Below are 14,631 nucleotides of genomic sequence, written 5' to 3' on the forward strand. Positions count from 1 at the left end.
TTACTCGCCGGTACCACGGCCCGCGCAAGAGCCGAACGCTGCTCGGGAGCAGCCCGGTCAACCGTCAGCGGCGCTTGCGCCGCAGCCACCAGACGGCCGGCAGTGCGACCGCCGCGCCCGCCACCGGCGGCGCGTACGGCAGTGCGGCAGCGGCGAGCCCCTTCTGGTCGAAGGTGTCCGGGACGGGAAGCGTGGCCCAGTTGCCGATCGGCCAGGCCACAACGAAGGCGCGGCCGACCACGTTGTCCACCGGCACCGTGCCGCCACCGGGCTGGTCCTGGTGGAAGCGCGAGTCGAGCGAGTCCGCCCGGTGGTCGCCCATCACCCAGATGCGGCCTTCGGGGACGTTCACCCGGCCGAACGGCTTGTCGCCGCACGGGGTGTTGCCGGGGTAGATGTAGGGCTCGTCAAGCGCGATCCCGTTCACCTTGACCGGCCCGGTGCCCTCGCACTCGACGGTGTCGCCGCCGACCGCGATGACCCGCTTGATGAGGTCCTTCTCGTTGGCCGAAGGCATCAGACCGATGAAGCTCAGCGCATCCTGGATGCCTCGGACGACGGCGTTGTCGCTCTGCTCCGCCGGCTCGTCGCTCAGCCAGCCGCCCGGATCGTGGAAGACCACGACCTCTCCGCGCTCGGGCTCGGCCCCGAACCAGGGCGTCAGCTTGTCGACCAGGACCCGGTCACCGATCTGCAGGGTGTTCTGCATCGAGCCCGAGGGGATCGAGAAGGCCTGGACGAAGAAGGTCTTGATCACCAACGCCAGGATCAGCGCGATGCCTACCAGGATCGGCAGTTCCTTCCAGAACGAGCGCTGCTTGGCCTGCTTCTTCCCGCCGCCTTCCGGCGTCTCCTCGGTCGAGTCCGAGGCCGCCGAAGCGGCCTGCCCGGATCGATCGGAGCCGTCCAACTGCTCGGGGCCCTCGCCCTCGGGCTCAGGGCCCCCAGAGCGGGCACCGATCACCAGATCCCCCACAACATCTCCTCCCAGCTGTGCGGACGCCCACGCGTCCGCGCTCACAGTGCCGCACAGCGGGCACCACGTTCTGCGTCGGGCCGTCAGCCCGCATCAGCACTGCCCGCCGAAACGGGGTCTGACACCGACTCAGCGACCGTGTCGCCGGAGGCAATCGGACCGTGCACCGAGCACTCCAGCACTTCTCTACCACTCCCGGCCGGGACGTCCGAGCTCCCACACGGCAGCACCTACGAATCAGCGGACGAGTGGTCCGTCCCGGTCCCTTACGCGCCTTGGCCGCACGAGGGCCGGAAGGAAGCCCAACACACCCATAACGAGCGGAGGTTTCGCCGGATCCGGCTGAGCACCCGCGAGATTCGTCCCGTCAGGTGTGCTCGTTCCTCCGCCCGCCCCCGGAACGCTACGCTCCCCCGCCCCGGCTTGCACGGGAAGCGCCGACAGAGCCCCGGGAACGTCGAGTTGGCTCATCCGCTGAAGCGGCCAGGCGATCACGAAGGCCCGTCCGAGCACGTTGTCCATGGGGATGGTGCCCTGGCCGGCCTCACCCAGGTGGTAGCGCGAGTCGGCGGAGAGGTCCCGGTGGTCACCCATCACCCAGAGCCTTCCCGGGGGAACGGTGACCTTGAACGGCTGCTTGGAGGGCGCGTTGCCCGACGCCAGGTAAGGCTCGTCCAGCGGAACGCCGTTGACGGTCAGTCGGCCCGTCGCCTCACAGCACTCGACGGTGTCCCCCGGGACACCGATCACCCGCTTGATCAAGTCCTGCTCGTCGTCGGACGGCAGCAGGCCGACGTGCGAGAGCAGCCGCTTTCCGGTGCGAAGTACGGCGCCTTCGTCCTGCGCACGGGGCTGGGGTTCGAGCCAGCCTCCGGGGTCCTTGAAGACGACCACCTCACCCCGGGACGGCTCGTTGCCGAACCACGGCGTGAACTTGTCGACCAGCACCCGGTCGCCGATCTGGATGGTCTGCTCCATCGATCCCGAGGGGATCACGAAGACCTGGACGGCGAAGGTCTTGAGCGCCAGGGCGATCAGCACGGCCACCACCGCGATCAGCGGCACCTCGCGCAGCAGCGAACGCCTGCGCCGCCGGGCGGCCCGGCGAGCGCTACGGCGCCGTTCGGCCCGGCCGCGCGGCGCGGGAGTCGAGGCCGGCGCTGCCCCACCTGTGGCCGGCCCCGTCCGTGGCCAGCCACTCGACGTGCCCGTCCCACCAGTCGCTCCGCCCCCACCGGGTATTCCCGTGCCGGCGGTCCCGTCGGCAACGGTGGGCGAGGCGAGGCCACGCCCTCTACCGCGCTCCCCCATGGCCACCGGTCCCCTCCACCTGGGCGAAGCTCGTGGGGCGGTCGAGCGAGGTCCAGCGACCGACCGGAAGGACGATCCAGTCCGCCCGTCCGATCACCTTCGACTCGGGCACGAAACCACCGCCCGGCTCACCGAGGTGATCCCGCGAATCACGAGAGGCGCTCCGGTGGTCCCCCATCAGCCAGAGCTTGCCGGCCGGCACCACCACGTCGAACCTCACCGTTGACGGGGCGTCACCCGCGTACAGGTAGGCCGACTCGTCCAACGGCACCCCGTTGACCCGGAGCCGCCCGTCCGTTCCACAGCACGTCACCCGGTCACCCCCGACACCGACCACACGCTTCACGTACACGGAGCCGTCACCGGGGTTGAGCCCCGCGGCCGACAGGAAGCGTCGCACAGGCGGTGTCTCGTCGGCGTAAGGCAGGAAGGAGCCGGTCCCGTCGAAGACCACCACGTCCCCGCGCTCGATCTCACCGCCGAAGACGTAGGCGAGCTGGTTCACCAGAAGGCGGTCACCCGGCTGGAGGGCACCCTCCATCGACCGGGAGGGGACGGAGAACGGGCGGACCACGAAGGCGTTCACCAGCAGCAGGACCAGCAGACCCAGCGCACCGATCCGCAGGAGGTCCCATGTCGACCAGCCGGCTGACGAGTCATCGGCTTCGTCGGTGCCGTCCACGACGTCAGTCGCTGCTCCGGCTCCTCCTGCTTCCTCTGCTACCGCTCCGGCTGCTTCTCCGGGCTCTTCCTCCGGAGGCCCGCCCCGCGCTCGGTCCACGGCCGAAACGGACGCGGACCGCGACGGCGGGTCCGCACCCTGGGGTACGGCCGTGCCGTCGCGGTCCGCGACAGGTTCTTGCGTGCTCATCGGGGCAGAGCCTATCCCGAAGGGACTCGGCCCCGACCGAGCGTTCCGGGCCTCCGGACGGACCGGAGGCCGGAGGATCAGCGGTCGCGCTTCTCCTTGATCTTCGCGGCCTTGCCGCGCAGGTCACGCAGGTAGTACAGCTTGGCGCGGCGGACCGCACCACGGGTCACGACCTCGATCTTCTCGACGACCGGGGTGTGCACCGGGAAGGTGCGCTCCACGCCGACGTTGAAGGAGACCTTGCGAACGGTGAAGGTCTCACCGATGCCGGAGCCGTGACGGCGGATGACGACGCCCTGGAAGACCTGGACACGGGAGCGGTTGCCCTCGATGACCCGGACGTGGACCTTCAGGGTGTCACCGGCGCGGAAGGCCGGGATGTCGGAACGCAGCGAGGCCGCGTCGACAGCAGCGAGCTTGTTGCTCATGTTGCTCTCCATCGCAGGCGCCACGGGCCGCCCACGGAAGTTCGTCACAATGGGGTGTGCTGCGGGCCGTTTCGGTCTTCGGCGATCCCCCCGTGGCGGGGGCACCGATCCACTGGCTCCCCAGGAGGCAGCCCAACGGCAGACAACAGTCGCCTATTCTTCCACAGCCTCCGCCGCGGACCGAAATCGGCCGAGCTCCTGGTCCCAGGCCAGCCCCAGGATGCTGAGCGCCTCGCGCTCCTTCTTGTCGAAGTCGCCGTGCTGCCAGCGCTGCACCAGGTCCGGCCGGTTCGCCAGGGTACGGGCGAACGCCTGCTCGCGGCGCCACCGGGCGATCTTGCCGTGGTGACCGCTGAGCAGAACCTCCGGCACCTCACGGCCGCGCCACTCGGCGGGCTTGGTGTAGACGGGCCCCTCCAGCAGGTCCGCCATCGCACCCGGCGCGAAGGAGTCGTCCCGGTGGGACTCCGCATTGCCGAGCACCCCCGGCAGCAAACGGGCGATCGCCTCGACCATCACCAGCACCGCGACCTCGCCGCCGGCCAGCACGTAGTCACCGATCGACGCCTCGACCACCGGCATCCGGGTCGCGGCCTCTTCGATCACACGACGGTCGATGCCCTCGTAGCGGGCCGGTGCGAAGGCCAGCCACTGACGCCCCGCCAGCTCCTGGGCCAGCTCCTGGGTGAACGGCTTCCCGCTCGGGGTCGGCACGACCAGAGTCGGCACCTGGCCCTCGGGCCCTTGAGCGAGCACCGCGTCCAGCGCCGCGCCCCACGGCTCCGGCTTCATCACCATGCCCGGGCCGCCACCGTAAGGAGTGTCGTCCACCGTGCGGTGCACGTCGGTGGTCCAGGACCGCAGGTCGTGCAGGTGGACGTCGAGCTGCCCCCGGGCACGGGCCTTGCCGACCAAGGAGACGTTCAGCGGCTCCAGGTACTCCGGGAAGATCGTGACAACGTCGATCCGCATCTCGCTCATGCGCGAGCCCCGCCGGGCGCATCGTCAGGTGCCTCGTCGGGCGTTCCGCCGGCCGACGCACCGTCAGCTTCCGCGCCCTCGGCCGTCTCATCCGCTTCGGTCGGCTCGGCCGCGTCCGCGCGGACCACCTCGGCGTCGGCCGGGTCGATCAGGCCGGGCGGCGGGTCGATGACCGCACGCTGGTTCTCCAGGTCGATGGTCGGCACGATGCGGGTGACGAAGGGCACCAGCACCTCCGTACCGTCGGGCTTGGTGACGGTGAGCAGGTCCTGGTACGGCAGGTGGACCACCTCGGTGAGCTCGCCCACGAGGGTGCCGTCCAGCATCACCACGTTGAGCCCGATCAGCTGGTGGTCGTAGTACTCCTCCGGATCGTCCGGGCGCTCCTCCGGATCGACCTCCGCGATCAGCATGGTGCCGCGCAGGGCCTCGGCCCCGTTCCGGTCCTTGACCCCCGCGAAGCGCAGCAGCAGCCGACCGCTGTGCACCTTGCCGGACTCGACGGTCAGCGGACCGACCGACGCCGGGTCGGTGAGCAGCACCGCACCGGGCCCGAGCCGCAGTTCGGGCTCGTCGGTCCGGACCTCGACACTGACGTCCCCCCTGATGCCGTGGGCGCGGCCGATCTTGCCGACGACGAGCTGCACGGTGATCTTTCTCCTGATCCTCTGGTCCTTGAAGCGATGAATACACGAGCGACACCCGTGCGGGTGCCCCGGTACGCAGAAGGACCGGCCGGGACGACATGCGTCCCGGCCGGTCCCTGAATCCTGACGATCTGACGTCAGCGAATGCTGTCCACGTCGACCAGGTCGACCCGGACGTTGCGACCGCCGAGGGCGCCGACCACGGTGCGCAGAGCGCGAGCCGTGCGGCCGCCCCGGCCGATCACCTTGCCGAGGTCATCGGGGTGCACACGCACCTCGATGGTGTTCCCCCGACGCAGGTTGCGCGAGCGCACCTGTACCTCGTCGGGGTGCTCGACGATGCCCTTCACCAAGTGGTCCAGGGCGTCCTCGATCACGATCAGGCCTCGGTGGAAGCGGCGTCGGCCTCGGCCTCGGCCTTGTCAGCCTTCTTGGCCTTCGGGGTGATGGCAACACCGGTGGTGCTGTCCTCGAAGCCGGCGACGGCCTTCGCGAAGAGGTGCGAGAAGTCCTCGACCTTCGGCTCGGCAACCAGCAGCGGAGCCGGAGCCGGCAGGCCCTTGAACTTCTGCCAGTCGCCGGTGAGCTTCAGGATGGCAAGGACCGGCTCGGTCGGCTGGGCGCCGACGGACAGCCAGTACTGGGCGCGGTCGGTGTCGACCTCGATCTTCGAGGGGTTGTAGGTCGGCTGGTAGATGCCGATCTCCTCGATCGCGCGACCGTCACGCTTGGTGCGCGAGTCGGCGACGACGATGCGGTAGTGCGGGGAGCGAATCTTGCCGAGACGCTTGAGCTTGATCTTGACTGCCACGGGAGTGGATTCTCCTGGTGTTGACGTGGGTGAGCGGCCACTTCCGTCGCGTGGGGTTGCGAGGTGGGCCGTTCAAGGGACACGCCAGCCGTAGGAGAGAGGGGTCCTGCTCGGCTGCCGAGTACTCAGCTGTCCATTCTGCCACACGCCGACGGCGCGCCCGACCGGAGCCCGAGCGGGGTCCGCGCCGGTCGGCCCGACCGAGGGCCCCCGCCCTCGGTTGAGCCGAATCTCGGCACGACAGGCACTGCACACCACGAGCAGTGCAGGTTGTACGGCGCTGCGAGTACTACGGGACTGCGGGACTACCGAACCTTCGGAACTGCACACCTGCGGATCCGCGAACCTGCGGACCTGTGAAACCACCGGGGCCATCGGCCCCGCGTGCGAGCAGCGCGGTACGTACGGCTCATCCGCCTGGCAACGGATGGCCACCCCCCGACCGGCTGCGGTTGAGCGCCCCGGTGCTCAGGCGATCCGGAACGGCTGCTGGCAGGCGCCGCAGACGATCGACGCCTGGGCGAGCACCGACGGCACCACCCGGACGTTGCGGCCGCAACCGCAGATCGCCTTGACACGGACGCCGCCCCCGGAGGAGCCGTGCCGAGCGGCCGGTCCGCGGAACGCGCGGTGCCCGCCCTCGCCGTTGACGGCGAGCTGGTGCGCACCGAGGGCGCGGTCGAGGCGCTCGATCGTCTCGGAGTAGCGCTCCTGCGTCTCCGACAGCATGGTCACCTGCGAGAAGCCGCTGCTGGCGTGCGGCTCGATCGGGTGGGCCAGGCCGAGCTCGGAGGCGAGCATCAGGAAGCGGCGGTTGTGGTAGCGGCCGGCTCGCGAGGTGTCCCGGATGTCCCGGGCGGCGGCGAGGCCGTGGGCGGCTTCGTGCAGCAGTCGCTCGAAGCCGAGCTGGGTGCCGCAGGCCGAGGAGGACTCGCCGATCAGCGCCTCGGGCGAGGCCAGGTCGGGGAGGTCCTGATGGTGGGCCTGGATGTCGCTCCAGGCGGCGGCCAGTTCGGCCGCCAGGACGAGAGGCTGTGTCGTGCTCACGCTAGACCAACGATGCAGTGAGAGCCGATGTTCCGCGAGTTCCCGTTCACGGGGAATTCCCAGCGAACTTTCAGGAATGCACTGCCGTGCGCGAATTGCGCTGCCTGTATCTGACGCAAGACCAACCCCCTGCAACTTTGGGCCCGGCGAACCTCGCCAGGCTCTCGGCTATCGCCCGGGAGCGGTTGCTCCCCTTGCGGCGAACGGCCCGTGGCGGTGTCGAGAATTGACAGGGCCACGGGCCGTATACCGTACCGCTAGTTCACCACGACCGGGAGTTGACCGGTCAGTAGTCTCACCAGACAGTCAGTCGGCGGTAGAACATTCGCACTGCATAAGTCACGTTCTGGGTGCCGGGAAGAAGCGAACTCAGTACGCCCGGGCCACGATCGCGACGTTGCCCTCCTGGTCGTCCGTCAGCGGCACGGAGCCGTCGGCGGCGACGATGCAGCGGACCGAGACGCCCTGCTCGGCCAGCTTGGCCTCGCCCTCCGGGCCGAGCTCGGCCCAGGAGATCCGGCCCCAGCCGGTGGCCGCGGCCTCGACCGCCTCGTCGAGGTTGGAGACCTCGACGGTGCGGGACAGCCGGCGCTCGCGCGACTGACGGAGCAGCAGGTCCTGGTCCTCCTCGAGGATGCCGGGCAGCAGCGCCGCCAGGCCGTCGATCGAGACCGGCTCCTTGCCACCGGGGATGCGGCGGGCCAGCATCGCGGTGCCGTTCTCCAGGTCGCGCGGGCCGACCTCGATGCGGACCGGGACGCCCTTGAGCTCCCAGTCCACGGCGCGGCGGCCGAACGGGGTGTCGGTGCGGTCGTCCACGACCACCCGCACGCCGGCCGCCTCCAGCTGGGCGCCGATCTCACGGACCTTGGCCAGCACCGCGTCGTCGCCCTTGATGGCGAGCACCACGGCCTGCACGGCGGCCAGGCGCGGCGGGACGCGCAGCCCGTTGTCGTCGCCGTGGGACATGATCAGGCCACCGACCATGCGGGTCGAGACGCCCCAGGAGGTCTGCCAGACGTGCTCGCGCTCGGCGCCCTGCAGCTGGTACGTGGTGTTGAACGCCTTCGCGAAGTTCTGGCCCAGCTCGTGGCTGGTGCCCATCTGCAGCGCCTTGCCGTCGCCCATCATGCCCTCGAGGGTGAGGGTGTTGATGGCGCCGGCGAAGCGCTCCTTGGCGGTCTTGCGGCCGAGCACCACGTCGATGCCGAGCACGTTGGTCATGAAGTCGCCGTAGACCTCGGTGTGGATCATCGACGCGTAGGCGCGGGCGTCCTCGTAGGTCGCGTGGGCCGTGTGGCCCTCCTGCCAGAGGAACTCGGTGGTGCGCAGGAAGACGCGCGGGCGCAGCTCCCAACGGACGACGTTGGCCCACTGGTTGATGAGCAGCGGCAGGTCGCGGTGGCTCTGCACCCACTTGGAGAAGTACTCGTTGATGATGGTCTCGGAGGTCGGCCGGACGACGACCGGCTCCTCGAGCTCCTTGCCGCCGCCGTGGGTGACCACCGCGAGCTCGGGGGCGAAGCCCTCGACGTGCTCGGCCTCCTTGGTCAGGTACGACTGCGGGATGAACATCGGGAAGTAGGCGTTCTGCGCGCCCGCCTTCTTGATCCGGGCGTCCATCTCCTGCTGCATCCGCTCCCACAGGCCGTAGCCGTACGGTCGGATGACCATGGTGCCGCGGACCGGGCCGTTGTCGGCCAGCTCGGCCTTGTTGATGAGGTCCTGGTACCAACGCGGGAAGTCGTCCGCCTGGGGAGTGAGCACGGGTGCCTTAGCCATGGGGCAGATGGTACGGGGAGTGGGCCCCGGACCGTGAATCCGTTTCACCTGCCAGCTGCGGTCGGCCACCGACCGGCTGACCGGCCGTCCGGCTGACGGACCGTCGGACGGCGCTCGGGAGGGCGCACCGGGGGCGCATCACCCATGTGGCGGGACACCACCCCGTACCCCTCTGGACGCCGGGGCCCGACGGCTGTTCGCTGGTGTCGGGGCGGGACTTTGGGGGGTTGGTTTTCGATGCGGCGACCCTGTGGTGACCCAAGGACCGGATGGAGGCCGAGATGGCTTCGGCGCAGTTGACCGGCACGACCTCGGAGGCGACTCCGGACTGGCTACGCTCCCACGACCCGGACGGCCGACTCGGCCGGACCAACCGGGCCCGTGACTGGGCGGAGATCCAGGAACGGATGCTGGTACCGCTCTACCAGGCCGTGTACGAGCGGCTGGAGGTCGGCCCGGCGACCAGTCTGCTCGGCATCGGCTGCCGCTCCGGGCTGGCCCTGCTGCTGGCCGCAGAGCGCGGCGCACAGGTGGCCGGCGCCGAGGCCGACCCCGAGCTGCGCGAGCTGGCCACCGCCCGTGGCCTGACGGTGCACCAGGAACCCGCCACCGGCACCCGTCCGGCCGCGAGGCCGGACGCCCACCCCGGCACCGGCACCGGAACCCACTCCGGCGCTCACGCAGGTGCCCATCCCGGCGCCCACCCCGGCACCAGTTCCGGTGCCCACCTGAGCACCCGTCCCGGCACCCACCCGGACCACCGCCCTGGCACCCGGACGGCGGAACCCGTCGCCCGCTCGGCGCACTCCCTCGTGACGGTCTTCGAGCAGTTGCAGACCACGCGCGCCCCCGGCCTGCTGGTGGAGGCCGCCGCGCGGCGCGTGCTGACGGGCGGTCAGCTGGTGCTGGCGGCCTGGGGCCCGGCGGAGCGCTGCGAGAGCGCGTCCGTGCTGGAGCTGGGGCAGCGGCTGGCCGGCTCCGGGCCGACGGTGCGGGCCGGGCTGCTGCCGGGGCCGTTCGCGCTGAGCGCGCCCGGGGGTCTCGAGTCGCTGCTGTTCCGCGCCGGTCTGCGCCCGGCCGGGGGCGGCCGGGTGTCCTGCCCGTTCGCCTATCCCGACCTGGAGAGCGCGGTGCGCGGGCTGCTCTCCACCGGGCTGTTCGACGCCGCCCTGGCGGAGTCGGGCGGGACCCTGGTCGCGAAGGAGCTGGAGGAGGCGCTGCACCCGTTCGTCCTCCCGGACGCCTCGGTCCGGATGACCAACCTGTTCCGCTACGTGGTCGGCGAACGCGCCTGAGCCCACCCCCGCCCGGCCCCGCCCTACCCACCCGACCCGCAGCGTCCGAGCCCCACGGGCAAGCGTCCGAGCCCCACGGGCAGCGGCGGCGGACCACGGGCCGTCGGCGGATAGGAGTGTGCCCCGGTCCCTTCCCGGACCGGGGCACACGTTCCACGGACCGTCAGCTGCGGTCCAGCTCCTTGGCGTTGCGGGCCACCCCCGCCGCCCGGTACGCGGCCTCCTCGTCGAGGGTCTCGGCCTCCAGCAGCGCGGCGGCCAGGGCGTCCAGCTGGCCGCGGTGCAGGTTGAGCAGCCGGATGGCCTCCTCGTAGCACTCGGCGACGATCCGGCGGGCCTCCTCGTCCACCGCGTCCAGGGTGGTCGGCGCGGCGGAGAGCCCGTAGGCGCCCTGGGTGTCGCTGGGGACGGCGGTGAGCCGGCCGACCCGTTCGCTCATGCCCCAGCGGCCGGCCATCCCGCGCGCGATGTTGGTGACCTGCTCCAGGTCGCTCTCGGCGCCCGTGGTGATGACGCCGTAGACCACCTGCTCGGCCGCCATGCCGCCGAGCGCGCCGATGATCCGGCCGCGCAGGTACGGCTCGGTGTACGAGTAGCGGTCGGTGTCGGGGGTGGAGAGGGTGACGCCCAGGGCCCGGCCGCGCGGCACGATGGTGATCTTGCGGACGGGGTCGGCGCCGGGCTGGAGCATGCCCAGCAGGGCGTGGCCGCTCTCGTGGAACGCGGTGCGCTCCCGCTCGCCCTGCGGCATCACCAGCGGACGGACGGCGCCCAGCTGGACCTTCTCCAGCGCGTCCGAGAGGTCGTCGGCCCCGACCCGTTCCTGCTTGCGCTTGACCGCGAGCAGGGCGGCCTCGTTGACCAGGTTGGCGAGTTCGGCGCCGGTCATGCCGGGGGTGACCTTGGCCAGCTGGGTGAGGTCGGCGTCGGAGCCGAGCGGCACCGTCCGGGTGTGGATCTTGAGGATCTCCACCCGGCCGTCCCGGTCGGGCGGGCTGACGGTGATCCGGCGGTCGAAGCGGCCGGGCCGCAGCAGCGCCGGGTCGAGGACCTCGGCGCGGTTGGTGGCCGCGATCACGATGACGCCCTCGGAGCCGGAGAAGCCGTCCATCTCGGTGAGGATCTGATTGAGCGTCTGCTCGCGTTCGTCGTGGCCGCCCATCCCGCCGCCCCCGCCCCGCTGGCGGCCGATGGTGTCGATCTCGTCGATGAAGATGATCGCCGGCGCCACCTTCCGCGCCTCGGCGAACAGCTCCCGGACCCGCGAGGCACCGACGCCGACGATCATCTCGATGAACTCGGAGGCGGAGGCGGAGAAGAACGGCACGTTCGCCTCCCCGGCCACGGCCCGGGCCAGCAGGGTCTTGCCGGTGCCGGGCGGACCGGTGAGCAGCACGCCGCGCGGCATCTTGGCGCCGAGCTTGCGGTACTCCTGCGGGTTCTTCAGGAAGTCGACCACCTCGCTGAGTTCGGCCTCGACCTCGTCGATGCCGGCCACGTCGGCGAAGGTGGTGCGCTTCCCCTCGTCCGGGTTGACCGGCTTCGGCGGGGCCTTCTTGCCGAACCCTCCGGCACCGCCCATCCCGCCCGCCATCCGGCGGGCCAGCAGCACCCAGATCAGCACCAGCAGCAGCATCGGGGCGAGCGAGATCAGCAGGTTGGCCAGGAAGCTGCGCTGCTGCACCACCGGTTCGGCGGTGACGGTGACGCCCTGCTGCTGGAGGGTGTTCCAGAGTCCGTCGTCGGCGAAGGCCGGGCGCTGGGTGGTGAAGTCGGTGTAGTTCCCCTTGGCGCCGTCCGGCTTGGGCGCGGCCGCCTTGAGGGTGCCCTCGATGGCGTCGCCCTTGGAGTAGATCTGGGTGATGTTGCCCTTGCCGAGCTGATTGCGGAACTCGGTGTAGGAGATGGTCGTGCCGCCCCCGCCACCGAAGGTGTTCAGCAGCAGTTCGGCGAGCAGGAAGACGGCGAGCGCGGTGAGGAGCATGCCGGCCCAGCCGCCGGGCATCTTCTTCTTCGGCGTCGGCGGAGGCGGTGCGCCCTCGGACCGCCAGGGCTGGTCGGGGGTCTGACGGGGCGGTACGGGATTGCTCACCCATCGGACAATACGGACATCCGGACGGGCCGACCAAGACGCAACGCCGCGCCCCGCAGGCCTGACCCGGGGTCAGCCGACATGGAGTCAGACGGCCCGGGGTCAGACGGCCCGGGGTCAGACCCCCGGCCACTCCTCCGCCGTCAGGGCGAAGCGCTCGTGGTCCCGCCAGGCCCCGCCCAGGAAGAGCATCCGCGGCGTGAAGCCCTCGTGCCGGAACCCCAGCCGCCGCGCCAGCGCGATCGAGCGCTCGTTCTCCGGCTGGACGTTGATCTCGAGCCGGTGCAGCCCGAGCCCGCCGTCCACCTGCCCGGCGAAGCAGCGGTCCACCACCAGCCGCATGCCTTCGCTCATCAGTCCCGTCCCCGCGTAGGGGAGGTAGGAGTCGTAGCCGAGGGCGGCGTTGCAGAAGCGGCCCATGACGATGTTGGCCACGTTGCACTTGCCGACCAGTCCACCGCTGTCCCGCTCGAGGATCAGGAAGGTGCGCAGCCCCGGCCCCTGACGGCCGAGCAGCTCGGGGAGGCCGTCCGGCTCCACCGGGTTCCACCGCCCGACGTGCTCGGCGGAGCGGCGGACCGCCGCCGCGTACGGTCCTGCGTCTGCCGCCCTGGGGGCCCGGATCTCCACTCGCACGGCACCATCATCGGGCATGGCGGCGGCCCGCCACCGGAAGGGGTGACGGGCCGTCGGAAACTCGCCCTCGGACTGACTCGGACGGACCGTCCGCAGCGGGTCAGAGCAGGTCCTTGAACTCCTTGGGGAGCTCGAAGTCGGCCGGGCCCTTGCCCGCGCCGAGCCCGAAGGCACCGCCCGGGGCCTGCGCGGCGTCGCCCGCACCGGCACCCGCGCCGAGCGCCTTGCGCTCCGCCGCGGCCGCCTCCTCCTGGGCCCGCTTGAGCGGGTTGCCGCTCTTGCGCTTGCCCTTGGCCGGCTGGGCCTTCTTGGCGGACTTCTTGCCGCCGCCGCCCATGCCGGGGATCCCCGGCATGCCGGGCATGCCCTTGCCGGAGGCCATCGCGGACATCATCTTGCGGGCCTCGAAGAACCGCTCGACCAGGTTCTTCACCTCGCCGACCTGGACGCCGGAGCCCTTGGCGATGCGGGCCCGGCGGGAGCCGTTGATCAGCTCCGGCTCGGCCCGCTCGACCGGGGTCATCGACTTGATGATCGCGCCGACCCGGTTGACGTCCTTGTCGTCGATGTTGTTGATCTGGTCCCGGATCTGGCCCATGCCCGGCAGCATGCCGAGCAGCTTGGAGATCGAGCCCATCTTCTGGACCTGCTCCAGCTGGGACAGGAAGTCGTCCAGTGTGAAGGCCTTCGGACCGCCGCGCAGCTTGGCGGCCATCTTCTCGGCCTCGGCCTGCGAGAAGGTCTGCTCGGCCTTCTCGATCAGGGAGAGCATGTCGCCCATGCCGAGGATGCGCGAGGCCATCCGGTCCGGGTGGAAGGCGTCGAACTCGTCGACCTTCTCGCCGTTGGAGGCGAACATGATCTGACGGCCGGTCACGTGGGCGACCGAGAGGGCCGCACCGCCGCGCGCGTCGCCGTCCAGCTTGGAGAGCACCACGCCGGTGAAGTCGACGCCGTCGAGGAAGGCCTGGGCGGTGGTGACCGCGTCCTGGCCGACCATGGCGTCGACCACGAACAGGACCTCGTCCGGGTTGATCGCGGCCCGGATGTCGGCGGCCTGCTGCATCAGCTCGGCGTCGATGCCGAGGCGGCCGGCGGTGTCGACGATGACCACGTCGAACTGCTTCTGCTTCGCGTACTCGATCGAGTCGCGGGCCACCTGCACCGGGTCGCCGACGCCGTTGCCCGGCTGCGGGCCGTAGAAGGCGACGCCGGCCCGGCCGGCCATCACCTCGAGCTGGGTGACGGCGTTGGGGCGCTGGAGGTCACAGGCCACCAGGAGCGGGGTGTGCTTCTGCGCCTTGAGCCAGTGGCCGAGCTTGCCGGCCAAGGTGGTCTTACCGGCACCCTGGAGACCGGCCAGCATGATCACGGTCGGGCCGGACTTGGCGTACTTCAGGCGGCGGGTCTCGCCACCGAGGATGGCGATGAGCTCCTCGTTGACGATCTTGATGACCTGCTGCGCGGGGTTGAGCGCGCCGGAGACCTCCGCGCCGGTCGCGCGCTCCTTGATCCGCGCGATGAAGGCGCGCACCACGGGCAGCGCGACGTCCGCCTCGAGCAGGGCGATCCGGATCTCGCGGGCGGTGGCGTCGATGTCCGCCTCACTGAGGCGGCCCTTGCCCCGGAGGTTCTTGAACGTCGCTGCGAGGCGGTCGGAGAGAGTGTCGAACACGTCGGTCGCGGGTCCCTTGCGGCATCGGTACGGGTACTGTCGTCGCCCCCAGGGTATCCGGCCACCACTCCAACGGTCC

14 protein-coding genes are annotated in these 14,631 nt (G+C 70.9%); 1 reads left to right on the forward strand and 13 read right to left on the reverse strand.

Annotated elements, in window-relative coordinates; genetic code table 11:
• Nucleotides 1-64: 64 nt before the first annotated feature.
• From lepB (ACWEPF_RS22940) to proS, 10 genes are all read right to left on the reverse strand, one after another.
• A complete protein-coding gene (lepB, locus tag ACWEPF_RS22940) occupies nt 65-976 on the reverse strand; it encodes a signal peptidase I (RefSeq protein ID WP_345285553.1) in 912 nt (303 codons plus the stop codon).
• A 237-nt stretch (nt 977-1,213) separates the two neighbouring features.
• Complete coding sequence (lepB, locus tag ACWEPF_RS22945) at nt 1,214-2,041, reverse strand: signal peptidase I (protein WP_452173951.1); 828 nt, start codon at nt 2,039-2,041, stop codon at nt 1,214-1,216.
• A 229-nt stretch (nt 2,042-2,270) separates the two neighbouring features.
• The gene (lepB, locus tag ACWEPF_RS22950; protein WP_449798076.1) at nt 2,271-2,969 is read right to left on the reverse strand and encodes a signal peptidase I; all 699 of its coding nucleotides are present in this window, start codon (nt 2,967-2,969) and stop codon (nt 2,271-2,273) included.
• A 266-nt stretch (nt 2,970-3,235) separates the two neighbouring features.
• Nucleotides 3,236-3,586 carry a 50S ribosomal protein L19 gene (gene rplS, locus ACWEPF_RS22955; RefSeq protein ID WP_345285549.1) on the reverse strand — a complete coding sequence of 117 codons (351 nt, stop codon included), beginning with the start codon at nt 3,584-3,586 and terminating at the stop codon, nt 3,236-3,238.
• A 153-nt stretch (nt 3,587-3,739) separates the two neighbouring features.
• The gene (gene trmD / locus ACWEPF_RS22960; protein ID WP_452173976.1) at nt 3,740-4,558 is read right to left on the reverse strand and encodes a tRNA (guanosine(37)-N1)-methyltransferase TrmD; all 819 of its coding nucleotides are present in this window, start codon (nt 4,556-4,558) and stop codon (nt 3,740-3,742) included.
• A gap of 5 nt (nt 4,559-4,563) precedes the next feature.
• A complete protein-coding gene (gene rimM, locus ACWEPF_RS22965; RefSeq protein WP_452173952.1) occupies nt 4,564-5,214 on the reverse strand; it encodes a ribosome maturation factor RimM in 651 nt (216 codons plus the stop codon).
• A 137-nt stretch (nt 5,215-5,351) separates the two neighbouring features.
• A complete protein-coding gene (locus tag ACWEPF_RS22970; RefSeq protein ID WP_030306741.1) occupies nt 5,352-5,591 on the reverse strand; it encodes an RNA-binding protein in 240 nt (79 codons plus the stop codon).
• A 2-nt stretch (nt 5,592-5,593) separates the two neighbouring features.
• Entirely contained in the window at nt 5,594-6,025 is a 432-nt protein-coding gene (gene rpsP / locus ACWEPF_RS22975; protein WP_184913873.1) for a 30S ribosomal protein S16, read from the reverse strand.
• Between the two features lie 468 nt (nt 6,026-6,493).
• Nucleotides 6,494-7,072 carry a hypothetical protein gene (locus ACWEPF_RS22980; RefSeq protein WP_345285545.1) on the reverse strand — a complete coding sequence of 193 codons (579 nt, stop codon included), beginning with the start codon at nt 7,070-7,072 and terminating at the stop codon, nt 6,494-6,496.
• A 369-nt stretch (nt 7,073-7,441) separates the two neighbouring features.
• Nucleotides 7,442-8,854 (reverse strand): proline--tRNA ligase, encoded by a 1,413-nt coding sequence (proS, locus tag ACWEPF_RS22985; RefSeq protein WP_345285543.1) that lies wholly within the window; start codon nt 8,852-8,854, stop codon nt 7,442-7,444.
• A 281-nt stretch (nt 8,855-9,135) separates the two neighbouring features.
• Between proS and ACWEPF_RS22990 the strand changes: the two genes are divergently transcribed.
• Nucleotides 9,136-10,149, forward strand: coding sequence for an SAM-dependent methyltransferase (locus ACWEPF_RS22990; protein WP_452173953.1), 1,014 nt, complete (start codon nt 9,136-9,138; stop codon nt 10,147-10,149).
• A gap of 163 nt (nt 10,150-10,312) precedes the next feature.
• On the opposite strand, the gene ftsH is transcribed toward ACWEPF_RS22990, so the two are convergent.
• The 3 genes from ftsH to ffh all read right to left on the reverse strand — a co-directional run bounded on the left by ftsH (nt 10,313) and on the right by ffh (nt 14,552).
• On the reverse strand, nt 10,313-12,241 hold the full coding sequence (gene ftsH / locus ACWEPF_RS22995) for an ATP-dependent zinc metalloprotease FtsH (RefSeq protein WP_452173954.1): 1,929 nt from the start codon (nt 12,239-12,241) through the stop codon (nt 10,313-10,315).
• A gap of 117 nt (nt 12,242-12,358) precedes the next feature.
• Nucleotides 12,359-12,895: a GNAT family N-acetyltransferase gene (locus ACWEPF_RS23000; protein WP_345285541.1), complete on the reverse strand. Its 537-nt coding sequence runs from the start codon at nt 12,893-12,895 to the stop codon at nt 12,359-12,361.
• An 82-nt stretch (nt 12,896-12,977) separates the two neighbouring features.
• Nucleotides 12,978-14,552 (reverse strand): signal recognition particle protein, encoded by a 1,575-nt coding sequence (ffh, locus tag ACWEPF_RS23005; RefSeq protein WP_345285540.1) that lies wholly within the window; start codon nt 14,550-14,552, stop codon nt 12,978-12,980.
• Nucleotides 14,553-14,631: the final 79 nt, after the last annotated feature.

The organism is Kitasatospora sp. NPDC004289 (assembly GCF_053602875.1).